The sequence below is a fragment of the Jeongeupia chitinilytica genome (assembly GCF_014652315.1).
In the GTDB taxonomy this organism is placed as follows: domain Bacteria; phylum Pseudomonadota; class Gammaproteobacteria; order Burkholderiales; family Chitinibacteraceae; genus Jeongeupia; species Jeongeupia chitinilytica.
The window spans coordinates 405,392-429,634 of sequence record NZ_BMYO01000002.1 but is presented as its reverse complement, the minus strand read 5'-3'; the positions used below and the strand labels follow the sequence as shown (position 1 = coordinate 429,634).

Annotated in this window: 19 protein-coding genes; 14 read left to right on the top strand and 5 right to left on the bottom strand. The window is 63.4% G+C overall.

The genetic code is table 11. The annotated features are described in order from the left end of the window. Positions 1-8 precede the first annotated feature (8 nt). Complete coding sequence (gene hemN, locus IE097_RS05140; RefSeq protein WP_189459068.1) at positions 9-1,394, bottom strand: oxygen-independent coproporphyrinogen III oxidase; 1,386 nt, start codon at positions 1,392-1,394, stop codon at positions 9-11. Positions 1,395-1,547: 153 nt separating this feature from the next. On the opposite strand from hemN, the gene fnr reads away from it, so the two are divergent. Both fnr and IE097_RS05130 read left to right on the top strand, forming a co-directional pair. Continuing rightward, entirely contained in the window at positions 1,548-2,291 is a 744-nt protein-coding gene (fnr, locus tag IE097_RS05135; RefSeq protein ID WP_189459067.1) for a fumarate/nitrate reduction transcriptional regulator Fnr, read from the top strand. Between the two features lie 3 nt (positions 2,292-2,294). Further along, positions 2,295-2,996, top strand: a complete 702-nt coding sequence (locus IE097_RS05130; protein WP_189459066.1) for a hypothetical protein — start codon at positions 2,295-2,297, stop codon at positions 2,994-2,996. Positions 2,997-3,068: 72 nt separating this feature from the next. Here the strand turns inward: IE097_RS05130 and IE097_RS05125 are convergent, their stop codons facing one another. Next, complete coding sequence (locus tag IE097_RS05125) at positions 3,069-3,608, bottom strand: phasin family protein (protein ID WP_189459065.1); 540 nt, start codon at positions 3,606-3,608, stop codon at positions 3,069-3,071. A gap of 198 nt (positions 3,609-3,806) precedes the next feature. On the opposite strand from IE097_RS05125, the gene dnaE reads away from it, so the two are divergent. The 10 genes from dnaE (at position 3,807) to IE097_RS05075 (ending at position 17,127) form a co-directional block, all read left to right on the top strand. Then, positions 3,807-7,244 (top strand): DNA polymerase III subunit alpha, encoded by a 3,438-nt coding sequence (gene dnaE, locus IE097_RS05120; protein WP_189459064.1) that lies wholly within the window; start codon positions 3,807-3,809, stop codon positions 7,242-7,244. 198 nt (positions 7,245-7,442) lie between these two features. Next, positions 7,443-9,713 carry an NADP-dependent malic enzyme gene (locus IE097_RS05115; protein ID WP_189459063.1) on the top strand — a complete coding sequence of 757 codons (2,271 nt, stop codon included), beginning with the start codon at positions 7,443-7,445 and terminating at the stop codon, positions 9,711-9,713. A 68-nt stretch (positions 9,714-9,781) separates the two neighbouring features. Continuing rightward, positions 9,782-10,030 (top strand): PhaM family polyhydroxyalkanoate granule multifunctional regulatory protein, encoded by a 249-nt coding sequence (locus IE097_RS05110; RefSeq protein ID WP_189459062.1) that lies wholly within the window; start codon positions 9,782-9,784, stop codon positions 10,028-10,030. Between the two features lie 332 nt (positions 10,031-10,362). Continuing rightward, entirely contained in the window at positions 10,363-11,238 is an 876-nt protein-coding gene (mltA, locus tag IE097_RS05105) for a murein transglycosylase A (protein WP_373295730.1), read from the top strand. A gap of 204 nt (positions 11,239-11,442) precedes the next feature. Then, positions 11,443-12,912: an anthranilate synthase component I gene (gene trpE, locus IE097_RS05100; RefSeq protein WP_189459060.1), complete on the top strand. Its 1,470-nt coding sequence runs from the start codon at positions 11,443-11,445 to the stop codon at positions 12,910-12,912. Between the two features lie 52 nt (positions 12,913-12,964). Next, on the top strand, positions 12,965-13,534 hold the full coding sequence (locus IE097_RS05095; RefSeq protein WP_189459059.1) for an aminodeoxychorismate/anthranilate synthase component II: 570 nt from the start codon (positions 12,965-12,967) through the stop codon (positions 13,532-13,534). Further along, complete coding sequence (locus IE097_RS05090; RefSeq protein ID WP_189459058.1) at positions 13,531-13,932, top strand: lysozyme inhibitor LprI family protein; 402 nt, start codon at positions 13,531-13,533, stop codon at positions 13,930-13,932. Before IE097_RS05095 ends, IE097_RS05090 begins: the two co-directional genes overlap by 4 nt. A 16-nt stretch (positions 13,933-13,948) precedes the next feature. Further along, a complete protein-coding gene (trpD, locus tag IE097_RS05085; protein ID WP_189459057.1) occupies positions 13,949-14,977 on the top strand; it encodes an anthranilate phosphoribosyltransferase in 1,029 nt (342 codons plus the stop codon). 15 nt (positions 14,978-14,992) lie between these two features. Then, the gene (gene trpC, locus IE097_RS05080) at positions 14,993-15,784 is read left to right on the top strand and encodes an indole-3-glycerol phosphate synthase TrpC (protein ID WP_189459056.1); all 792 of its coding nucleotides are present in this window, start codon (positions 14,993-14,995) and stop codon (positions 15,782-15,784) included. 236 nt (positions 15,785-16,020) lie between these two features. Beyond that, the gene (locus tag IE097_RS05075; RefSeq protein ID WP_189459055.1) at positions 16,021-17,127 is read left to right on the top strand and encodes a porin; all 1,107 of its coding nucleotides are present in this window, start codon (positions 16,021-16,023) and stop codon (positions 17,125-17,127) included. An 85-nt stretch (positions 17,128-17,212) separates the two neighbouring features. On the opposite strand, the gene IE097_RS05070 is transcribed toward IE097_RS05075, so the two are convergent. Then, on the bottom strand, positions 17,213-19,489 hold the full coding sequence (locus IE097_RS05070; protein ID WP_189459054.1) for a Tex family protein: 2,277 nt from the start codon (positions 19,487-19,489) through the stop codon (positions 17,213-17,215). A gap of 5 nt (positions 19,490-19,494) precedes the next feature. Continuing rightward, positions 19,495-20,445: an Asd/ArgC dimerization domain-containing protein gene (locus tag IE097_RS05065; protein ID WP_189459053.1), complete on the bottom strand. Its 951-nt coding sequence runs from the start codon at positions 20,443-20,445 to the stop codon at positions 19,495-19,497. A gap of 244 nt (positions 20,446-20,689) precedes the next feature. Between IE097_RS05065 and IE097_RS05060 the strand changes: the two genes are divergently transcribed. Together IE097_RS05060 and IE097_RS05055 are read left to right on the top strand one after the other, a co-directional pair. Beyond that, positions 20,690-21,751: a GNAT family N-acetyltransferase gene (locus IE097_RS05060; RefSeq protein ID WP_189459052.1), complete on the top strand. Its 1,062-nt coding sequence runs from the start codon at positions 20,690-20,692 to the stop codon at positions 21,749-21,751. Between the two features lie 231 nt (positions 21,752-21,982). Beyond that, complete coding sequence (locus IE097_RS05055; protein WP_189459051.1) at positions 21,983-23,086, top strand: aldo/keto reductase; 1,104 nt, start codon at positions 21,983-21,985, stop codon at positions 23,084-23,086. 65 nt (positions 23,087-23,151) lie between these two features. Here the strand turns inward: IE097_RS05055 and leuB are convergent, their stop codons facing one another. After that, entirely contained in the window at positions 23,152-24,216 is a 1,065-nt protein-coding gene (leuB, locus tag IE097_RS05050) for a 3-isopropylmalate dehydrogenase (RefSeq protein WP_189459050.1), read from the bottom strand. Positions 24,217-24,243: the final 27 nt, after the last annotated feature.

Genomic DNA, 24,243 nt, shown 5'->3' with positions numbered 1-24,243 from the left:
CCCGGGAATCAGATCAGTTTGGAATAGCGGGCCGACGTCGCTGCAGTGCCGAGATAGCGATCAAATACCATCGCGACGGAACGCACCAGCAACCGCCCCTTGGCCGTCACGGTGATCCTGTCGTAGCCGATCTCGACCAGCCCGTCGGCTTCAAGTTCGGCGAGCCGGCGCAATTCTTCCGCAAAGTACCCCCGAAAATCAACCAGATACGCGATCTCGAACGGCTGGAACACCAGCTCGAACTGGCACATCAGCGACTGGATCACCGCCCGGCGCAACAGATCGTCGGCACTGAGGGTCATGCCGCGCGTCACCGGGAGTGTTCCGGCATCAAGCGCGGAATAATAGTCGTCGACACTGCGATGGTTCTGTACGTAGGCCGCGCCCATCTTGCCGATCGCCGATGCGCCGAAAGCCATCAGGTCGCAATCGGCATGGGTCGAATACCCCTGGAAGTTCCGGTGCAGTCGGCCGTGTCGTTGCGCAACCGACAGCTCGTCGTCGGGCAGGGCAAAATGGTCCATGCCGATGTAGCAGTAACCTGCCGCGAGCAGTTGCTCGATGCTCGCCTGCAGGATGTCGAGTTTGACCTCCGCCGACGGCAATTCGTCGTCGTTGATCCGCCGTTGCGGCGGAAAACGATCAGGCAGGTGGGCGTAGTTGTACAACGCGATCCGCTCGGGCCGGATGTCGATCACCGTGGCCAGCGTGTCGCGCACTCGTGCCGGCGTCTGCAGTGGCAAACCGTAAATCAGGTCAAGATTGATCGAACGAAAGCCGGCCGAACGGGCCGCGTCGATGACGATGCGGGTCTCGGCCTCGCTTTGCACCCGGTTCACCGCTTTCTGGACTTCCGGGGTGAAGTCCTGCACGCCAACACTCATCCGGTTCAGGCCAAGATCGGCCAGTAGGCAGACCATCTCGACGGACACCTTGCGCGGATCGATCTCGATCGAGAACTCGCCCGCGGGGTCGAGGTCGAACCGCTGACGGATTGCGCCCATCAGTCGTTCGAACTGCGCATCCGACAGGAAAGTCGGCGTGCCGCCGCCGAAATGCAACTGTTTGACGCGTGGCTTGTACTGCAGATCGGCGCATTGCAGATCCATTTCGCGCTCGAGATAGTCGAGATAGCGCTCGGCCCGACTTCGGTCCTTGGTGATGATCTTGTTGCAGGCGCAGTAATAACAAATCGTGTCGCAGAACGGGATATGGAAATACAGCGAGAGCGGGTGGGTCAGCGTGCCGGGTTGCCGCTGAGTCAGTCGTCCTAGATAATCGCTGGCGGCCATCGCCCCGAAACGGTCCGCCGTCGGGTACGAGGTATAGCGAGGCCCCTTGCCGTCGTGACGCTGGATCAGCGCACGGTCGAATTCGATTTGTTGATTATTCATGGTGATCGCCAGGTGGTATTTTGCTTGGTTGTGCTCAAGTACGAGCTTGCCGATAATCAACACATGCAATCTTGATGGCGATCAAAGCCCGATTATCCGCCTAGCGGTAATCGGTCATCCGCCTCATTGCCCACTTACCTGTAGAGCGCCGCCATGCAAACCGCCCTTCAACCGCGTGACATCACCTTCAAGCAGCTGCGTCAGGCTTGTTCCAACTGCAGCTTGCGCGAGCTCTGTCTGCCCAACGAGTTGAACGCGGAGGAAATGAAGCAGGTTGACGAACTGATCGGTCAGGGCAAACCCATCAAGCGTGGTGAAGCGCTGTACCGCGCCGGCGAGCCGTTCCGGGCGCTGTATGCGGTAAGGGTCGGTTTCTTCAAGACCAGCGTCGTCTCCGAGGACGGTCGCGAGCAGGTCACCGGTTTCCACATGAGCGGCGAGCTGATGGGCATGGACGCGATCAGCGCCGACCATTACACCTGCGACGCCGTTGCACTCGAAGACAGCGAGGTCTGCGAGCTGCCGTTCGAGGAAATGGAATCGCTGTCTCGCAAGATTCCCGCCCTGCAGCACCATTTCTACCGGGTCATGAGCAGGGAGATCGTTCGCGATCACGGCGTGATGCTGTTGCTTGGCAATATGAAGGCCGAAGAGCGGATCGCGGCCTTCCTGCTGAACCTCTCGCAACGCTTCCAGATTCGCGGCTATTCGTCGATGAGCTTCCATCTGCGGATGACGCGCGAGGAAATCGGCAGCTATCTCGGCCTCAAACTCGAAACGGTCAGCCGTACGCTGTCCAAGTTCCAGGATCAGGGACTGATCAAGGTCCAGAACCGCCTGATCGAACTTCGCGACGTCGACGGCCTCAAACAGCTGGTCAACAGCTGCCAGGGCTGAGCGATGCCCAAAGCGGCGCCATCCATTCCGGTACTGGCGCCGCCCACGCTGATCGATGCGCTGGCTGCGCGCGCCAGCGAGCGTGATCCTGCCCCTTATCACTGGCTGCCACTTCCTCCGGACGGCGCACCACCGCTACCCGCAAGGGGCCGGGTCGTACTCGTCAACGGCACACTCGACGATCTGCAACGATTGCTACGCCCGGAACTGACGATTGTCGACGTCGTGGTGCATGGCGACACCACACAAGCACAGCGTTTCGGCTGGATGATCGGCGCCGGTGGTAGCGCCAGGTCCCTTGCCGAGACCGCTCCGCTGCTGGATGCGCTCGCGCCGCCGGCCCGACAAGCCTGGCTGCACCTTGGCAGCGGAGGTTCGGCCGCCTTCGTTGCTTCACTATTGCAACAATGGCAAGTACAGACGCTGGCCATCCTCGGCTGGCTGGGCGGAACCCCACGTGCGCAGTGGGCTTACGATCCGGCCATCTGGCAGCAAATCACCCAGACCACGCTGGCCCAGGCCCAACAGGATGCATTGCGCTATCTCGGCATGACGGCGGAACAGCCTTTCGAGCCCGTTCACCCCATTCCGGCGTCACTGCAGCACTATTTTCCCGGCAAGCAACCTCCCGCCCCCATTGCGCCGGCAACGCAGCTGGCGCAGTTGCTGCTCAGCATTCCGGCGCTTCCCGCTGCGGTGAGTTGAACCCAAATGCAAACAGCCGCCCGAAGGCGGCTGTTTGTTTCGTCACGTCCGTTTCCGGACTTGATCACCTGTTCAGACTGCGGCCTTGCGCGACGCGGCCTTCACGGTCTGTTCGACGCCGTTGGTGGTCGCTTCGACGAACTCGTTCGCCAGCTTCTGCGTGGTCTTGGCAACGGCATCGTAGGCGTTGCTGGCCGTTTCAACCGCGCTGCGCAGTGCGCTTACGGCCGCACCGGTACCTGCCGGGGCGTTCTGGATCGCGCTGTCGAGCGTGCCAACCAGATTCTTGTTGAACGACAGCACCTGCTCTTCGATCAGGGCGTTCAGCTCGTGATGCGTTGCGCTGGCAGCGTCGAACACGGTACGGGCCACGCCCAGCGTCTTTTCGACGGCCGGCTGTGCCAGCTGGCGCTGCAGGTTGACCAGACCCTGCACGTCCTTGACTTCGGCCAGCGACTTGGCGGTTTCGACATTTTCGGCCAGCAGGTCACGGGCAATGCCGAGCTGCAGGTTGACGAGACGCTCGACACCGCCGAGGGCGATCTGGCTCAGGCGCAGCGACTTCTCGAGGTTGGCCTGATTGATTTCAGCAAACTTGTTGACGTTGAACATGATGGTGTATCTCCTTTGTGCACTGCAACATTGTGATGTCATTGTCGTCAACGTCCGGATCGACGTCAAGCGGTATTTTGTGCATCGCACAATAGCAACATGACTACCGCTGCCGTAGTTCCCGCCACCCCACTTTTCCCCTGTCTCCGGCCACTGTCGAACGGCAAAGCCAGCCCGCCGGGATGCTAGAATGGCGCGATGAATCAGCCCGCCTTCATCCATCTCCGCCTGCATTCCGAATTCTCCGTGACCGACGGTATCGTCCGCATCGACGATGCCGTCAAACACGCCAAAAAACTCGGCATGCCCGCGCTTGGCATTTCCGACCTGATGAACCTGTTCGGACTGGTCAAGCACTACAAGGCCTGCCGCAGCGCAGGGATCAAGCCGATCATCGGTCTCGACGCGTGGATCGAAAACGAGGCGGACCGCGACAAGCCTTTTCGTACCCTGCTGCTGGCGCGCGACCGCGACGGTTACGGCCGTTTGTGCGAGCTGCTGACCCGGGCCTACCGCGACAACCAGTACCGCGACCGCGCAGAACTGCGCAAGGACTGGATTGCCGATGGCGACAACAGCCACCTGCTGTGCCTGTCGGGAGGCCATTCAGGCGAAATCGGCCAGACGCTGCTGTCGGGCAACTACGACGCGGCCCAGGCTGCCGCGCAGTGGTGGAGCGCGCAGTTCGCCGGCAATTTCTACCTCGAACTGCAGCGCAGTGGTCAGCCCGAGTGCGAACCCTGCGTTCAGGGCCAGCTCGACCTTGCTTCCGACCTTGGCCTGCCCGTTGTTGCCACGCACCCGATCCAGTTCATGGCGGCGGACGACTTCAAGGCACACGAAGCACGCGTCTGCATCGCCGAAGGCTATATGGTCGCCGACAAGCGACGTCCGAAGCTCTTCACCGACGACCAGTATTTCAAGAGTCCGGCCGAAATGGCCGAGCTGTTTGCCGACCTGCCCGAAGCACTGGCGAACTCGGTCGCGATCGCGCAGCGCTGCAATCTGACGGTCACGCTGGGCAAGAACTACCTGCCGGACTTCCCGACGCCGGACGGCATGAGTCTGGACGACTATCTGGTCCACCTTGCCAAGGAAGGCCTCGAAGCCCGACTCGCCCAGCTTTACCCGGATACGGCCGCGCGCGACGCCGAACGGCCGCGCTACCTCGAACGGCTCAAGTTCGAGACCGACACCATCATCCAGATGGGCTTTCCGGGCTACTTCCTGATCGTGGCCGACTTCATCGTCTGGGCGAAAAAGAACGGCTGCCCGGTCGGACCGGGCCGGGGCTCGGGCGCCGGTTCGCTCGTTGCCTACTCGCTCGGCATTACCGACATCGATCCGACCGCCTACGCACTGCTGTTCGAGCGTTTCCTGAATCCCGAACGGGTCTCGATGCCCGACTTCGACATCGACTTCTGCCAGGACAACCGCTGGCGCGTGATCGAGTACGTGCGCGAGAAGTATGGCGCCGAGGCGGTCAGCCAGATCGCCACCTTCGGCACCATGGCCGCCAAGGCGGTGGTCCGCGACGTCGGTCGCGTGCTCGATCTGCCCTACATGTTCTGCGACGGCCTGTCGAAAATGATCCCGGCCGCACCGGGCAAGCATTTCAGCCTCGACGACGCGGTCGAAATGGTGCCCGAACTCGCCGAGCGCGTGCGCAACGAGGACGAGGTCAAGGAGCTGTGGGAGCTGGCGCTCAAGCTTGAAGGCATGACGCGCAACATCGGCATGCACGCCGGTGGCGTACTGATCGCGCCGGGCCAGATCACCGACTTCTGCCCGGTCTATCAGGCCAGCGGCGCCGACGCCTCGCCGGTATCGATGCTCGACAAGGACGACGTCGAGCAGATCGGTCTGGTGAAGTTCGACTTTCTGGGTCTGCGCAACCTGACGATCATCGAGCTGGCGCTGCAGTACATCAAGGAGCAGACCGGCGAATACCTCGACCTGATGAGCCTCGGGTTCGAGGATCAGGCCGCGTATCAGGTGTTCCGCGACGCCAACACCACCGCCGTCTTCCAGGTCGAGTCGGACGGCATGAAACGGCTGCTGGAAAAACTGCAGCCCGACCGATTCGAAGACATTATCGCCGTGCTGGCGCTGTACCGACCGGGCCCGCTCGGTTCGGGCATGGTCGACACCTTCATCAACCGGAAAAAAGGACTGGAAGTCCCCGATTACTTCCACCCCGATCTGGAGAAGTGCCTCGAGCCGACTTATGGCGTGATCGTGTATCAGGAACAGGTGATGCAGATCTCGCAGATCATCGGCGGCTACACGCTGGGTGGCGCCGACATGCTGCGTCGCGCCATGGGCAAGAAGAAGCCCGAGGAAATGGCCAAGCACCGCGAGATGATCGCCGACGGCGCCAAAACCAAGGGCTACGACCCGGCGCTGGCCGAAATGCTGTTCGACCTGATGGCCAAGTTCGCCGAGTACGGCTTCAACAAGTCGCACACGGCGGCGTATGCGGTGGTGTCGTATCACACCGCCTGGTTGAAGGCGCACCATACCGCGGCGTTCATGGCCGCGACGATGAGCTCGGAACTCGACAACACCGACCAGCTCAAGGTGTTCTACGACGACTGCATCGAGAAGAACCGGCTTGAAATCCTGCCGCCGGACATCAACGAGAGCGTCTACCGCTTCGTTCCGGTCGGCAAGAAGCAGATCCGCTATGCGCTCGGCGCCATCAAGGGCGTCGGCCAGGGCGCGGTCGAGCAGATCGTTTCCGAGCGCAACGCCAACGGCCCGTTCAAGGACCTGTACGACTTCTGCCGCCGTACCGACAAGAAGGAAGTCAACAAGCGCGTGCTCGAAGCGTTGATCCGCGGCGGCGCGTTCGATGCGATCGACGACCATCGCGCACGGCTGATGGCCAACGTCGAACAGGCGATGAAGCTCGCCGAAACCGAAGCGGCCAACGCTAACCAGAATTCGCTGTTCGACATCTTCGAACCGTCGGCCGTACCGACGGTCGAGCCGATCGAGGTACCGCGCTGGGATGACAAGGTCAAGCTGGCCGAAGAGAAGACCGCGCTGGGCCACTACCTGTCCGGCCATCCGTTCGACGCGCACGCCAAGGACCTGAAGGGCCTGATCAGGACCCGGCTCGACCGGCTCGAATCCAAACGCGACCTGCAGTACCTCGCCGGCATCGTCGGCGGCTTGCGGGTCAAGAATGGCGACCGCGGCCGGATGGCGTTCCTGCAACTCGACGACGGCAATGCCAAGATCGAAGTGGCGCTGTATTCGGAGGTATTCGAGGCCCACCGCACCAAGCTCAAGGACGACACGCTGCTGGTCGTTGCCGGCAAGGTCAGCGAGGACCGCTTCAGCGGCGGTCTGCGCGTGATCGCCGACGCGGTCATGGATGTGCCGGAAGCGCGCAGTCATTTTGCGCGCTCACTCAATCTGCAGATCAACGGCAACGCCGATGCGGCGCGCTTGTCCTCGCTGCTGGCCGCCCATGGCGGTGGCGCCTGCCCGATCGAAATCGACTACCGGACGCAGGGCGCACGCTGCGCCTTGCGGCTTGGACTCGACTGGCGCGTCACACTGCACGATGCGCTGATTGCCGAGCTGCAGGCCTGGCTGGGCAACGATGCCGTGAAAATCCGTTTCTAGATCCCCGACGGGCCGGACTGCAAAGTCCGGCCCGTGCCGTTTGCGGCGGGTGGAAAACGACGCGACTGAGGAATACGCGTATACCGCATCCGGCAAAACCCTGGCTTGTCATTGCATGTAGTCGCGCCCAGCATCACAACATCTGCTCATTGCTCATCAGACCGGAACGGCTGCGTATCCGGCATCACGGAGAACCACATGGACGAAGAACTCAAACGAAAGGCCCTCGACTATCACCGTTATCCGCGCCCCGGCAAGATCCAGGTCGCACCGACCAAGGGGTTGTCGAGCCAGCGCGAACTGGCGCTCGCCTACTCGCCGGGCGTCGCCTACGCCTGCATGGCCATCGTTGAGGACGAAGCCGAAGCGCGCAACATGACCGCGCGCGGCAACCTGGTCGCGGTAATCACCAACGGCACCGCCGTGCTGGGTCTGGGCGACATCGGCCCGCTGGCCGGCAAGCCGGTGATGGAAGGCAAAGGCGTGCTGTTCAAGAAGTTCGCCGGCATCGACGTCTTCGACATCGAGATCGACGAAAAGGACCCGGAAAAGCTGGTCGAGATCATTGCCTCGCTCGAGCCGACCTTCGGCGGCATCAACCTCGAAGACATCAAGGCGCCGGAATGCTTCTATGTCGAGCAGAAGCTGCGCGAACGGATGAACATCCCGGTGTTCCACGACGACCAGCACGGCACGGCAATCATTGTCGGTGCAGCGGTCAAGAACGGCCTGAAACTGATCGGCAAGAAGATCGACGAAGTGAAGCTGGTCGCCTCGGGCGCCGGCGCTGCTGCGATCGCCTGCCTCGACCTGCTGGTCTCGCTCGGCGTGAAGCGCGAAAACGTGCTCGTCTGCGATTCCAAGGGCGTGATCCATACCGGCCGGACCAATCTCGACGAAACCAAGCAGCGCTACGCCCGCGAAACCGAAGCGCGCACGCTGCAGGATGCCATCGGCGGCGCCGACATCTTCCTCGGCCTCTCCGGCCCCGACGTGATGAGCCAGGACATGGTCAAGACCATGGCCGACCAGCCGCTGATTCTGGCGCTGTCGAACCCGGACCCGGAAATCTCGCCGCCCAAGGTCAAGGCCGTCCGCCCGGACGCCATCGTCTGCACCGGCCGTTCGGACTATCCGAACCAGGTCAACAACGTGCTGTGCTTCCCGTTCATGTTCCGCGGCGCGCTCGACGTCGGCGCGACGGCGATCACCGAAAGCATGAAGCACGCGGCGGTCAATGCCATCGCCGAGCTGGCGCTGGCCGAACAGTCCGACGTCGTTGCCGACACCTACGCCAATGAAAACCTGACCTTCGGCGCCGAATACCTGATTCCGAAGCCGTTCGATCCGCGCCTGATCATCAAGATCGCCCCGGCCGTTGCCCGTGCAGCGATGGAAGCCGGCGTCGCCACGCGGCCGATCGAGGATTTCGGCGTCTATACCGAAGAGCTGACGCAGTTCGTCTACAAGTCCAACCTGTTCATGCGGCCGGTGTTCGCCGCCGCACGCAAGGCCAAGAAGCGCGTGGTCTTCTGCGAAGGCGAAGACCAGCGTGTCCTGCACGCAGTACAGGAAGTCATCGACCTCGGCCTGTGCTATCCGATCGTGATCGGCCGTCCGAGCGTGATCGAAAGCCGGATCGAAAAGCTCGGCCTGCGCATCCGCCCGGGTGTCGATTTCGAACTGTGCAACCAGGAAAACGACCCGCGCTATCGCGAATACTGGACGCTGTACCACTCGCTGATGATGCGCAAGGGCGTGTCGGAAGAACTGGCGCAGGCCGAAGTACGCAGCAAGACGACGCTGATCGGTGCACTGATGGTCAAGCGCGGCGAAGCCGACGCGATGATCTGCGGCACCCACGGCCAGTACCACCGTCATCACTGGTACCTGGAAAACGTGCTCGGCCTGCAGGACGGGGCGTCGACCACGGCGGCCATGAACGCGCTGCTGCTGCCCACCGGCAACATCTTCATCACCGATACCTATGTGAATCAGGACCCGAGCCCGGCGCAACTGGCCGAAATCACCCAGCTCGCCGCCGACACCGTGCGCAACTTCGGCATCCAGCCGCAAGTCGCACTACTGTCGCACTCGAGCTTCGGTACGCTGAGCGACCCGTCGGCGCAGAAGATGCGAGACACGCTCGAGCTGCTGCGCAAGCAGGCACCCGATCTGGACGTCGACGGCGAAATGCACGGTGACGCAGCGCTGTCGGCCGAGATCCGCCAGCAGGTGTTCCCGCACTCGACGCTCAAGGGCGACGCCAACCTGCTGATCATGCCGAATCTCGACGCAGCGAACATTTCGTTCAACCTGCTGAAGATCACCGCCGGCGACGGCGTGACCATCGGTCCGATCCTGCTGGGCATTTCGGCGCCGGCGCACATCCTCACGCCGACGGCTTCGGTACGCCGCCTCGTGAATATGGCCGCACTTGCTGCGGTACAGGCCGCCGCAAAGGTCTAAAATCGGAAGCGGCCCCACGCCGTGGGGCCGCACCGTTCAGGTGCCCGCCGTTCCTTCCGGAGCCCGCCATGAGCGATACCCCGCAAGACCCGTTCGGCTTCTTTACGCAATTCCTGAAGCCGGGTACGCCCAACCCCTTCATGCCGCCGCTGACCGAAGAGGAAATCGACCGCAAGATCGTCGAGATGCGTACGATCGAGCAATGGTTGACGATGCAGGTCGGCATGCTGCAAATGACCGTGAAGACGCTGGAAATGCAGAAAGCCGGGCTGCAGGCGTTCAAGAAAGGCATCGACCCCAAATCCGACACCCCCTGATGACCCTGAATTCCCGCCTTCCGATCCGCACACTTGGCGCAGTTGCGGTGCTCGTTCTCGCAGCCTGCACCACCCCGCCCTCCGCTCCGCCAACGCGACCCGCGCCACCCGCCACACCAACGCCGGCTACGCCAGTAGCGCCAGTCGTCGACATGGCGCCGTATCAGCCCGCAGACTGGGCCGCGCTGCCGGGTGTTGCCGACGCAGACTGGCTCGCCGGTTTCAATGCCTGGCTGCGCAGCTGCCCCCGTCTGCAGAAACAGGCACGCTGGGCGGCCCTTTGCACGGATGCGGCCGCGTTGCCGAAAAATGCAGCCGCTGTTCGTGCCTTCATGACCAGCCGCCTTGTGCCGCTGGCGCTGCGCAATGCCGACGGCGGCAATCAGGGGCTGATTACCGGCTATTACGAACCGGTTTATCCGGGCAGCCTGATGCGAACCGGCCAGAACACCGTTCCGGTCTATGGTCCGCCGAACGACATGATTACGGTCCAGCTCGACAGCGTGTATCCGGAGCTCAAGGGCAAGCGCCTGCGCGGCCGCCTCGACGGCAAGGCGCTCAAGCCCTATGCCGATGCAGACGAGATCGCCAAGCTTGCCCGCAACAACCGGCTCAATGCCCCCGTGCTGGCATGGCTCCCCGACCCGATGGACCTGCAGTTCCTGCAGGTCCAGGGCTCGGGCCGGATCAAGCTTGCCGACGGCCGAGAACTGCGCCTCGGCTACGCCGACCAGAATGGCTGGCCCTATCGCGCCATCGGCAAATGGCTGATCGACCAGGGAGAGCTCAAAGCGGCGGATGTCAGCATGCAGAGCATTCGCGCCTGGGCGCGCGCCAACCCGGCCAGGGTCGGCGATCTGCTGGCCAGCAATCCGAGCTATGTGTTCTTCCGCACGCTGCCGGATAGCGATGAAGGTCCGATCGGCTCGTTTGGCGTCCCACTGACTGCCGGTTACAGTCTCGCCGTCGACACCAAGCACGTACCGGCCGGCGCGCCGATGTTCATCGACACAACGCGACCGGACGGCACGGCCTTGACCCGCCTTGCGGCAGCACAGGATACCGGTGGCGCGATTCGGGGCCAGGTCCGCGCCGACTTCTTCTGGGGCAAGGGCGATGCGGCGGGTGAACTCGCCGGCAGGATGAAGCAGGACGGTCGCCTCTGGCTGCTCTGGCCCAAGGGCGAGCCGCTGCCCGACACCAACTAAACAGCGACTGAGGTCAGGAAGGGTCAACCGCGCCGGTACGGTTGACCCTTGTTGCCGCTTTGGGCAAGATACAAGTCGTTCTCAAAGCACACCTCTTCCCACATCATGGCGTTTCACTCCGACGAAATCTGGCTCGAATGGCGATGGCGCCGCTGCTAAACGCAGCCCGCCCGGCCCTTTTTCGATTTTTCGTCTGGAGTTGTCATGATCACACGCGATGAATTCGCGGCTTTGGCTCGCCAAGGCTACAACCGCATTCCCGTCATCCTCGAACTGTACGCCGACCTCGACACCCCGCTGTCGGTCTATCTGAAGCTCGCCAATCGCCCGTACTCCTATCTGCTTGAATCGGTCGTCGGCGGCGAGCGTTTCGGTCGCTATTCCTTCATCGGTCTGCCCGCGCGAACCCGGATCACCGTATCCGGCCTGCACACCGAAGTCATTCACGATGACCGCGTGATCGAAACCCACGACGGCAACCCGCTCGACTTCATCGCCGAATACCAGAAACAGTTCAACGCCGCGGCACCGGCCGGCATGCCGCGCTTCATGGGCGGTCTGGTCGGTTACTTCGGCTACGACACGATCCGCTACGTCGAGAAAAAGCTCGCCCACTGTACCAAGCCGGACCCGCTCGGCCTGCCTGACATCCAGCTGCTGCTGTCGGAAGAACTCGCCGTCGTCGACAACCTGTCGGGTAAGCTTTTCCTCGTTGTCTACGCCAACACCGAAGATCCTGAAGCCTACGACCGCGCCGAAGCCCGACTGGCCGAATTGCGGATCAGGCTGCGCGAACCGGCCAGGCTGCCGTTGTCGGGCCCGGCAAAATCCTCGACCGCAGCACAGTCCGAATTCGGCGAGGCCGCATTCAAGGAAGCCGTGCTCAAGGCCAAGGACTACATCGCCGAGGGCGACGTGATGCAGGTGGTGCTGTCGCAACGGATGACGATGCCGTTCGATCAGGACCCGTTGGCGTTGTACCGCGCGCTGCGGTCGATCAATCCGTCGCCGTACATGTTCTTCTACCACTTCGGCGACATGCACATCGTCGGCGCCTCGCCGGAGATTCTGGCGCGACTCGAAGGCGACACGATCACCGTGCGCCCGATCGCCGGCACCCGGCCGCGCGGCAAGACGCGCGAACTCGACGAAGCACTGGCGGAAGAACTGCTCGCCGACGAGAAGGAAATCGCCGAACACGTGATGCTGATCGACCTCGGCCGCAACGACACCGGCCGCGTCGCCGAAACCGGCTCGGTCAAGCTGATCGACCGGATGACGATCGAGCGCTACTCGCACGTGATGCACATCGTCTCGAGCGTCGAGGGCAAGCTCAAGGCCGGTCTCAGCAACATCGACGTCCTCAAGGCGACCTTCCCGGCAGGCACCGTCTCCGGCGCACCGAAGGTCCGGGCGCTGGAAATCATCGACGAATTCGAGCCGAGCAAGCGCGGCATCTATTCGGGCGCAGTCGGCTACCTCGGTTTCAACGGCGACATGGACGTGGCGATCGCGCTGCGCACCGCCGTGGTCAAGAACGAAACGCTCTACATGCAGGCCGGCGCCGGCATCGTTGCCGACTCGGTGCCCGAGAGCGAATGGCAGGAAACGCTGAACAAGGCCCGCGCCGTGCTGCGCGCCGCCGAACTCGTTCAAGCCGGCCTCGACGCCTGACACCGGTCCACGTCGTCGCCCGCCCCGCGTACAGATTCAAAGGAATGCCGCCATGCTCTTGATGATCGACAACTTCGACTCGTTCACCTACAACATCGTCCAGTACTTCGGCGAACTCGGTCAGGACGTCCGCGTCTACCGTAACGACGAAATCTCGATCGAACAGATCGAAGCACTGAAGCCCAAGTACCTCGTCGTCTCGCCCGGCCCCTGTTCGCCCAAGGAAGCCGGCATCTCGGTCGAAGCCATCCGCCACTTTGCCGGCAAGTTGCCGATTCTCGGTGTCTGCCTCGGCCATCAGGCGATCGGCGAAGCGTTTGGCGGCAAGATCATTCACGCCAAGACGCTGATGCACGGCAAGGTTTCGCCGATCGAACACACCGGCGTCGGCGTATTCAGCAAGCTGCCGTCGCCGTTTACCGTCACCCGCTACCACTCGCTGGCCATCGAGCGTGAATCGCTACCCGATTGCCTCGAGGTGACGGCGTGGACCGCCGATGGCGAAATCATGGGGGTTCGCCACAAGACGCTGGCGATCGAGGGCGTACAATTCCATCCCGAGTCGATCCTGACCGAGCACGGCCACCAGATGCTCGACAACTTCCTCAAGGAATGGGCGTGATCCGGTACATCGGCGCAGCCCTGCTGCTGGCCGTCGGCGCTGCGCATGCGCAACCGTCGCCACCGGCGATCAGCGAATGCGATCAGCGCAGCGCGAACCAGGCGGATCTGTCCCGGTGTCTGGGCACGCTCGAGACCGGCGCAACGCAGGACCGGCTGAACGCGGAGGCGGCGGCACGCGCGGCGATGCGCCGACTGGAAGAAACGACACCCGACAGCCATGCGCTCGGCCTGTTCGAAACCGATGTCGCAGCCTATCTCGCCTATCGCGACGCGCATTGCGATTGGGCCGGCGCCTCGTTCCACGGCGGATCGATTGCCGGCGTGGCCATGCAGACCTGCCGGATCGACATGGACCGGCACCGCGCCGACGAACTGTCGCGCTTCTACGTGAACTGATTTCGGAATAGCCATCATGATTACCATTCAGGCCGCGCTGAGCCGGCTGATCTACAGCAACGAGTTGTTCTTCGACGAAATGGTCTACCTGATGCGGCAGATCATGACCGGCGAACTGACGCCGGTGCAGACATCGGCGCTGCTGATGGGACTGCGCACCAAGGTCGAAAGCGTCTCGGAAATTGCGGCCGCCGCAACGGTGATGCGCGAGTTTTCCAGCAAGGTGAACGTGCAGGACCGGCGGCATCTGGTCGATACCTGCGGCACCGGCGGCGACGGCGCCCACACCTTCAACATTTCGACCTGCTCGGCCTTCGTTGCCGCCGCAGCCGGCGTCAAGGTTGCCAAGCACGGCGGCCGCTCGGTCAGCTCGAGCAGCGGCTCGGCCGACGTGCTCGAAACCCTGGGTGTCAAACTGAACCTGACGCCGGAACAGGTCGGCCAGAGCATCGACGAAGTCGGCCTCGGCTTCATGTTCGCGCCGAATCATCATCCGGCCATGAAGTATGTCGCGCCGATCCGCCGCGAACTCGGCGTGCGGACCATCTTCAACATCCTCGGCCCGCTGACCAATCCGGCCGGCGCCGACAACCAGTTGATGGGCGTGTTCCACCCCGACCTTGTCGGCATTCAAGCCCGCGTACTCAAGCAGCTCGGCTCGAAGCACGTGATGATCGTGCACGGTTGCGACGGACTCGACGAAATCACCCTGTCCGGCAACACCTCGGTCGCCGAACTGAAGGACGGCGACATCACCGAGTATCAGCTCGACCCGCGCCAGTATGGCTTCGAGCGGTGCGACATCAAGGCGCTCCATGCCGGCGATGCGCAACAATCGGCCGACATCATCCATCGCGTCCTGGCCAACGAAACCGGCCCGGCGCGCGACATCGTACTGCTGAACGCCGGCGCGGCCATTTACACCGCCAACATTGCCGTCACGCTCGAAGACGGCATCAATGCGGCGCACGAAGCCATCGCCAGTGGCGCGGCCCGCACCAAACTGGCCGAACTGGTCCGCTTTACCGGCCAGTTCGGCAACTAACCCGCAAGGTCAGCCATGTCCGACATCCTGAAGAAAATCTGGGCCACCAAGCACGACGAAGTTGCAAACGCGCGCAAAGCGGTTCCGCTGGCGGAAATCCGCGCACAAGCCGAATCCAGCACCGACCTGCGTGACTTTGTCGCTGCACTGCGTGCCAAACATGCAGCCAAGCAACCCGGCATCATCGCCGAGATCAAGAAAGCCAGTCCGTCCAAGGGCGTGATCCGTGCCGACTTTCAGCCGGCCGAGCATGCCGCGGACTATGCAGCCAATGGCGCGGCCTGCCTGTCGGTCCTGACCGACCGGCAGTACTTTCAAGGCCACGAGGACTTCCTGAAAGCCGCACGCAGCGCCTGCACGCTGCCGGCGTTGCGCAAGGACTTCATGGTCGACGAATACCAGCTGTTCGAAGCACGCGCCTGGGGTGCGGACTGCATCCTGCTGATCGCCGCCGAGTTGTCGCTGGCCCAGATGAAGGATTTCGAAGCCATCGCCCACGCACTCGGCATGGCCGTGCTGGTCGAGGTACACAACGGCGTCGAACTGGATGCCGCACTCGAGCTGACAACCCCGCTGGTCGGCATCAACAACCGCAACCTTCGCACGTTTGAAGTCAGTCTTGAGACCACCCTTGGCTTGTTGAAAAACATCCCTTCCGATCGCATCGTCGTGACCGAGAGCGGCATTCTCGACACAACAGATGTATCATTAATGCAACAAAACAACGTCAACACCTTCCTCGTCGGTGAAGCCTTCATGCGCCAGCCATCGCCCGGAAAGGCGCTCCACAGCTTGTTCTTCGGCTGAAATACACACTCTCCCCTGCGGATCAATCAGGGCGATTTGTAATGTGAAAGACATAATCGCCTCGTAGACTCCACTGTACTGAAACGGCACAGAAAACGAACACGAGCTGTAAGTCTCAAGCGTTCACCGCCGAATTCCCGATCGCCCTGCCTGCGCCGACTCCCGGAGACGCCTGGCGGGGCAACAGTACAGGCCAGCTACACAAGGCCTCTTTTCCGCAACAGGAGAGTGAAGTAATGAAGAAGACCCTGATCGCCGCCGCCCTCGGCGCCGCTTTCGTGGCTCAGTTTGCTGCAGCAGAAGTGACTGTCTACGGCTCGATCCGCCAGTCGCTCGAATACGACCAGCTCAAGGACGTCACCGTCAACGGCGTCAGCAAGGACTACCGTGGCGAAGGCCAGCTGATCGACCAGTCGTCGCGCTTCGGCTTCAAGGGCTCGGACAAGCTCGACATCGGCGGCAAGGTGATCTGGCAGATCGAATCGGCCATCAAGACCTCGGGCAACGGCGGCACCGGCAACACCACCTGGGGTGGCCGCAACACCTTCGGCGGCTGGCAGGGCGACTGGGGTACCGTGCGCTTCGGCAACTACGACAGCGCCTACAAGACCCTGCTGACCTCGTCGGACCTGTCGAGCCTGTTCGACAACTTCGCCGACACCGCCGACTACAAGGGCAAGGGTGCCGTGTTCGCCCAGCTCAACAGCCGTCTGCAGAACTCGGTCAGCTACGATTCGCCGGTGTTCAGCGGCTTCCAGGTCCGCGGTTCGTGGGGCCTCGACCAGAACGCCCAGAACGGCGGCGAGTCGCCGATCTATGCCGCTTCGGCCCTGTACAGCGGCTACGGCTTCGTCGGTGGCCTCGGCTACTACTACGCGAAGAACCGCACCTTCACCCAGGCTACCGGCTTGGCATCGGCCGACCAGGCGGCCAACACCACCAGCGGTGCGTCGACCTGGGCGACCAACCTGGCTCTGGGCTACAAGTTCGACTTCGGCCTGCAACTGGGCGGCGGCTGGGAACATGTCAACAGCGACGACAGCAAGGCCGGTCAGGACTGGGACAACTACGCCGTGGTCGGCAACTACAAGTTCGGCCAGTTCGAAGTCCAGGGCGTGTACGCCTGGTCGCAGGACCAGATGGGCGTGAGCGACAACAGCGGCCAGCAGGCTTCGCTGGGTCTGGTCTACTACGCCACCAAGCAGACCCGTTTCTACACCTACCTGGTTGACGTCAACAACGACAACAAGGGCAAGTTCAAGAACAACTCGGGCTCGCTGACGCCGGACTACGCCAGCCAGGACGGTTTTGCCTGGTCGGTCGGTTTCCGTACCGACTTCTAAGCCGGACCAGCGTCTTCCTAGACTTCAGAACCGGGCACATCGTGCCCGGTTTTTTTTCGTGCTATCGAAACCTGCGTTCGACCGCTCAGCGTTTGAGTTTGAGGCCGGCCAGCGCCGAGGCCATGGCCCCGGTGGACGCCGGCGCATCATGCTTCGGCAATCGCTGCCTGGCAGGCCGGCTGCCCTCGCTTGTCACCGTGCCGGCGTTCACCGCATCGCCAAGCCGCATCGTCAACGCCACCCTGCGCCGTTGAACATCCACCTCGAGCACCTTGACCCGCACCACATCACCGGCCTTGACCACCTCGCGAGGATCCTTGACGAAGCGGTTCGCCAGCGCCGAAATGTGGACCAGCCCGTCCTGATGTACGCCGATGTCGACGAATGCGCCGAAATTGGTCACATTGGTCACGACACCTTCGAGCACCATTTCCGGCCGCAGGTCCTTGAGCGCCTCGACGCCATCGGCAAAGCGTGCCGTCCTGAACTCCGGCCGCGGATCGCGGCCGGGCTTCTCCAGCTCGGCGATCACGTCACGCACCGTCGGCAGGCCAAAACGCGCATCGGTGAAATCGGCCGGGTTCAGCCCGCGCAACGTTGCAGCATCGCCGATGACCGCCCTCACCTCGCGTCGAACCCGGGCCACGATGGTCTCGACCAGCGGATACGACTCCGGGTGCACCGCCGACGCGTCCAGCGGATTGCGCCCATTCATGATGCGCAGAAAGCCGGCCGCCTGCTCGAAGGTCTTGTCGCCCAGTCGCGGCACCTTGAGCAAAGCCTTGCGGTCGGCAAACGCACCGTGCGTGTCGCGGTAATCAACGATGTTTGCCGCCAGCACCTGACTCAGCCCGGAAACACGACCCAGCAGCGACGCCGAGGCGGTGTTCACGTCGACACCCACGGCATTGACGCAATCCTCGATGACCGCCTCGAGCGAGCGGGCCAGCCCGGCCTGATTGACGTCGTGCTGGTACTGGCCGACACCGATGGCCTTCGGGTCGATCTTGACGAGTTCGGCCAGCGGATCCTGCAGGCGCCGGGCAATCGATACCGCACCACGCAGGCTGACATCGAGCGCCGGGAACTCCTTTGCCGCCAGCTCGGACGCCGAATACACCGACGCCCCGGCTTCCGACACCACCAGCTTGGTCAGGCCGAGCTCCGGCCGTGCACGCATCAGCTCGGCGGCGAGCTTGTCGGTTTCCCGGCTCGCCGTACCGTTGCCGATCGCGATCAGTTCGACCTTGTGCCTGACCGCCAGGGACGCCAGTGTCGCCAGCGCGCCTTGCCAGTCACGCCGTGGCTCGTGCGGATAGATCGTCGCCGTGTCGAGCAACTTGCCGGTGGCATCGACCACCGCGACCTTCACCCCGGTACGCAGCCCCGGATCGAGCCCCATCGTTGCGCGCGGCCCGGCCGGTGCAGCCAGCAGCAAGTCCTTGAGGTTGCTGGCGAAAACCCGGATCGCATCCGCCTCGGCACGCTCGCGCAGCTCGCCGACGATTTCGGTTTCCAGACTCGGGAACACCTTGGCCCGCCAGGTCAGCCGGACCGTATCGGTCAGCCATTTGTCGGCAGCCCGATCGCGATTGGCGATGCCGAAACGCCGGGCGATCCGCAACTCGCAGACCGGTTCGTCATCCGGCAGCGCCAGCGTAAAGCCGAGTACACCCTCGGCGCGTCCGCGCAACACGGCGAGCACGCGATGCGACGGCATTGTTGCCAGCTTCTCTTCGAATTCGAAATAGTCGGCAAACTTGGCCCCCGTCTCGGCCTTGCCTTCGAGCACCGCAGTCTTCACCACGCCGGTGGTCCGGACATGGTCGCGCAAACTGCCGATCAGCTCGGCATCCTCGGCAAACTGCTCCATCAGGATCGCCCTTGCCCCGTCGAGTGCCGCCCTGGCATCGCCGATTTCGGCATTGAGATAGCCGAGCGCAAGCTGTTCGGGTACCAGCGCCGAATCGGCCAGCAAGGCGGCGGCCAGCGGTGCCAGCCCGGCTTCGCGGGCAATCTGCGCCTTGGTACGGCGCTTGGGCTTGTACGGCAGGTACAGGTCTTCGAGCCGCTGCTTGTTATCGGCACCCTGCAGTTGGCCCAGCAGTGCCGGCGTCAGTTTGCCCTGCTCGTCGACGCTGGCGATCACGCTCGCGCGCCGGGCCTCGAGCTCGCGCAGATACTGCAGTCGCTCGTGCAAGGTCCGCAATTGCGTGTCGTCGAGCCCGCCGGTGGCCTCCTTGCGATAGCGGGCGACGAAAGGCACGGTAGCGCCATCGTCGAGCAGCTGCATTGCCGCATCGACCTGCGCCGGGCGGCAATGGAGTTCGGTGGCGATTCGGTGCGAGATCGGCGGCAGCATGGCGTTTACTCTTTGGCGGCAATCAGTGTCAGCAGCTGCAGGACCGCCAGCGCCGGCAGGCGGGTGTTGTCGGCCACGCTCCACAGCGTCACGCCGCGGCCATCGGCGGCAAAGCGCAACCGGCTGACCCAGACCTTGTCACCGCCGACAGCGTCCTGGCTCGCGGCAATGCCGGCTTCACCGGCCACCTGCAGCAGGAAAACGCGCTCGCCCGCCTTGAGGGCCGCGACGACGGCATCCTGCTCGACCGGTGCCGAGAAACGTACGGTCACGCTGGCACCATGGCCGAAGAAGTGCGGCGTGCGCACGCAGGTCACGTCGATTGCGCAGTCGCCCGGCAACTGTTTTTTGAGCAGCGCCAGCGCGGCGTTTTCCTCGAGCGTTGCGCCGCTCTCGTCCGGCGCACCGAAGCCGCCAAGCACGTTGTAGGCAATCCGCTTCGGGTAGACCGCGGTCTCGTGCTCGGTCTGCGCAAACAGCGCGCGCGTCTGGCCCGACAGCGCATCGATGCCCGCCTGCCCCTCGGTCGACACCGACAGCAAGCCGGTCACCGTCACCTGAGTGACCTCACCGAGCTCTGCCAGTGGCGCGACCAGCGTTGCCAGTTGCTGCGCGAACGGGTCCGGCAGCGACAGTACCTGCCCCTTGGCCAGCTTGCCGCCGGGCGGATTTGCACCGGTCAGGTCGATGACGATGACGCCGGCCTTCGCCGCCTCGTCGAGCACCGCATTGACGTCCGGCACGGTGTTGACCAGCACGCGCAGCTGCGTCCATTCGAAATCCTCGACGTTGAACTCCGGATGGTCTTCACCGCGGAACTCGACCAGCCCTTCGTCGTCGCTCATGGTCAGCGGATACAGCGCCGCCAGACGCAGCGGGCTGTCGGTGATCACGTCGAGCAGCGCCTGACCGAGCGAGGAAGTGGCGCCGAGCACGCCAAGGGTAAGATGAGCCATGAAACCTCCAGAATGGGAAAAGGGCGCCTGCGCGCCCTTTGGGGATGGCGCTATTGTAATTCACTTGGGGCGATTCACCCATGCCTGCGCCAATCCGGAGCGCCGCTACTTTGCCCGCCTTGGTGAATGCCTGCGCAGCCTGCCGCAAGATCTTGTCTCTGCCGGCACAGGACCGGAGACTGCATGTCTGCAGCGCTCGTACCGGTAGCTCACCGCTCGTCCCCCCACATCCCGCAGGAGTCGCATGGTTCCGCTTTCCAAGACCCAGTACCGCATCGCACAGCCGCTGTTCGCGGCGTTCGCCGACATTCACCTCTCGGTTGCTGCGGTCCTTGCAGCAGAGGTCCCCGGCGACGTCTGGGTCGACGATGTCCGACAACCGAACGTCGCGCTGCTCGACGGCCCCGAAGGCTGGTATCTGGTCGGGAATCCCGACGCAGTAACAGGACTTCAATCGCTTGGCCGGCTGATTCCGCCAACAGCCTACCTGATCTACGCACCGGACCGCTGGGAGGCGCACTTTCCCGCCATCCTGAGCAACCGGTTTGCCCGGCGCCACGAACGCGTCGCGGCACGGCAGATGCTCGCGCCTGACTGCGCGGCGGTCGCCGCCGACGCCCGCTATCGGCAACTCGAGCTCAGCCTCGCGGGACTTCAGCATCTGACCGTATCGGATCGCGACCTGCTCGACGACTGGTTCGCACGGGAGCGCGATAGTGATGTCGCAGAAGCCGTAGCCTGCAACTCCGGTTACGCCCTACTCGCGACGGACACGGTCGTTGCCGTCTGCCTGAGCGACGTGATCGCCGGCGAGCGCGGCGAAATCGGCGTCTGGGTGGACACCGCCTGCCGGCGGCAGGGACTGGCGCGGCAGATGGTGCGACAGACCCTCGCGCTACTGGCCGCCCGGGGCGTGACCAGCATCGGCTGGCACTGCCTTGCCAACAACCGGGAATCCCGTGCGCTCGCACGTGCAACCGGCTTCGTCGAAGTAGCGAGCTACCGCGCCTTCAGTGCTTCGTTGCCAGCCGAATCCGCAAAAGCAATGAGCCCCGACGAGTTCGGTGACTGGGCCGTGCATTACGAACGGGGACGGGACATCGACCCTTGGTTTTCGCTGCTGGCTGCCGAAGCCTGGGCGCTTGCCGGGCGCTACGACGCGGCGTTTGCCAACCTGCAGCACCTGATCGGCAATGGCGACGAATGGGCGGAGCAGCTCCCGCAGCGCTGGCGCCTCGCATCGCTGCATCCGGACCCGCGCTTTCCCGAACTGATCGCAGCCTTGCAGCGGCAAGCACGCGGATAGCCTGCAATCAGGACAACCCTCGCCGACAGGCACTGCGACCGTCGGTCATGCATCCGTCGGCCCTTCATCTGCCTGCTTCTGGTTCACACCCAAAGGCGGGGCAGACCGGCTGTCCAGCGGCCCTGCCCTAACGCTTCCATTTGAATCAGCCAGATCTAAGCTGGAACTCCGATATGCCGAAAGCACCATGAAATCATGGCTCGGCGCCGTTCACACCACCGGAGTTCCTGCATGTCGATCGATCACTATTACACCCTGGGCCGCAGCGGCCTGCGCGTCAGCCGCCTGTCCCTGGGCACCATGACCTTTGGTACCGAATGGGGCTGGGGCGCCGACAAGGAAGCGGCCCGCCAAGTGTTCGACCTGTATCTGGACGCCGGCGGCAACTTCATCGATACCGCCGACGCCTACACCAACGGTACCAGCGAAGCCTGGCTGGGCGAGTTCATCGCCACACGCCGAGCACGCGATCAGGTCGTGCTCGCCAGCAAGTTCGGCTTCAATCTGGGCAATCGCAACGCCAACGGTGGCGGCAATGGCCGCAAGCACATCCTGCAAGCCGTCGAAGGCTCGCTGCGCCGCCTTGGCACCGACTATCTCGACGTACTTTACCTGCACGTCTGGGACCAGATCACCCCGGCCGATGAAGTCATCCGCACGCTGAACGATCTGGTCCGTGACGGCAAGGTCCGCCATCTCGGGCTGTCCGACGTGCCGGCGTGGTACGCCGCACGACTCCAGACGCTGGCCGAATGGCGCGGCCTCGAACCGGTCACCGCACTGCAACTGCAGTATTCGCTGGTCGAACGCAACCTCGAACACGAGTACACCCGGCTTGCCATCGAACTGGGCATGGGACTGGCCACCTGGAGCCCGCTCGCCAGCGGGCTGTTGTCGGGCAAGTACCGCCAAGGGGACGCGACCAGCGGCCGGCTGGCGACGATGCAGGACAGCGGCAACCCGGCCTTCCAGCACCTGAGCGAGCGGAACTGGCAGATCGTCGCGGCACTGGAGGACGTCGCCCGGCAGCTCGACCGGCCGATGAACCAGGTGGCGCTGAACTGGGTTGCCCATCGTCCGGCGGTGAGTAGCGTCACCGTCGGCGCCAGCCGCCCGGAGCAGCTCAAGTCCAACCTGCAGGCACTGGATTTCGAGCTGCCCGTCGAACTGCGCCAGCGCCTTGACGAGGCCAGCGCGCCGCCCCAGCCCTTCCCTTACTACTTTTTCACCAACACCATGCAGGGCATGCTCTATGGCGGCGCCACCGTCGGCGACAAGCCCGACGGCTACCACGCCAACGTACTGGTCAGCGGCAGCGGCAGTGGCGTGAGCTAATCGCCGACACCGGAAACAAAAAAGGCACCGGATCCGGTGCCTTTTCCATTGCCCAACGACGGTGTTTACAGCGCGGCAACAACCGCATCGCCCATCTGCGAGCAGCTGACCTTGGTCGTCCCGGCTTCGTAGATGTCGGCGGTACGCAGCCCTTGGGCGAGCACGGCCTTGACCGCGTTTTCGACCCGGACGGCAGCCGCTTCGTTGTTCAGGCTGTAGCGCAGCATCATCGCGGCCGAGAGGATGGTCGCCAGCGGGTTGGCAATGTCCTTGCCGGCGATGTCCGGAGCCGAACCGTGGCTCGGCTCGTACAGGCCCTTGCCGTTCTGGTCGAGCGACGCCGACGGCAGCATGCCGATCGAGCCGGTCAGCATCGATGCCTGATCAGACAGGATGTCGCCGAAGATGTTGCCGGTCACCATCACGTCGAACTGCTTCGGCGCGCGCACCAGCTGCATCGCGGCGTTGTCGACATACATGTGGCTGAGTTCGACGTCCGGGTACTCCTTGGCGACGTCGGTCATGATTTCCTTCCAGAACTCCGTCGTCTCGAGCACGTTGGCCTTGTCGACCGAACACAGATTCTTGCCGCGCTTCTGCGCCGCACGGAACGCAACGTGGGCGATCCGGCGCACTTCGCTTTCCGAATACAGCATCGTGTTGAAGCCTTCGCGCTCGCCGGCGTCGTTGACGCGGATCCCGCGCGGCTGGCCGAAGTAGATGTCACCGGTCAGTTCGCGCACGATCAGGATGTCGAGGCCGCTGACCACTTCCGGCTTCAGCGTCGACGCATTCGCCAGTTCCGGGTACAGGATCGCCGGGCGCAGGTTGGCAAACAGGTTCAGGTCCTTGCGGATGCCCAGCAGGCCGCGTTCGGGGCGCAGCGGCCGGTCGAGCTGGTCGTACTGCGGGCCGCCGACGGCGCCGAGCAGGATCGCGTCGGCTTCGCGTGCCAGCTTCTGGGTGAACTCCGGATACGGTGCACCGTAGGCGTCGTAGGCTGCGCCACCCAGTGGTGCTTCGGACAGCTCGATGTCCAGACCATCCTTCTGCAGCGCGTTCAGGACCTTCTTCGCCTGCGCGACAATTTCGGGACCAATGCCATCACCAGGCAGAATCAGAACTTTCATGGGACCTCATACTCCGGACGGAAAACA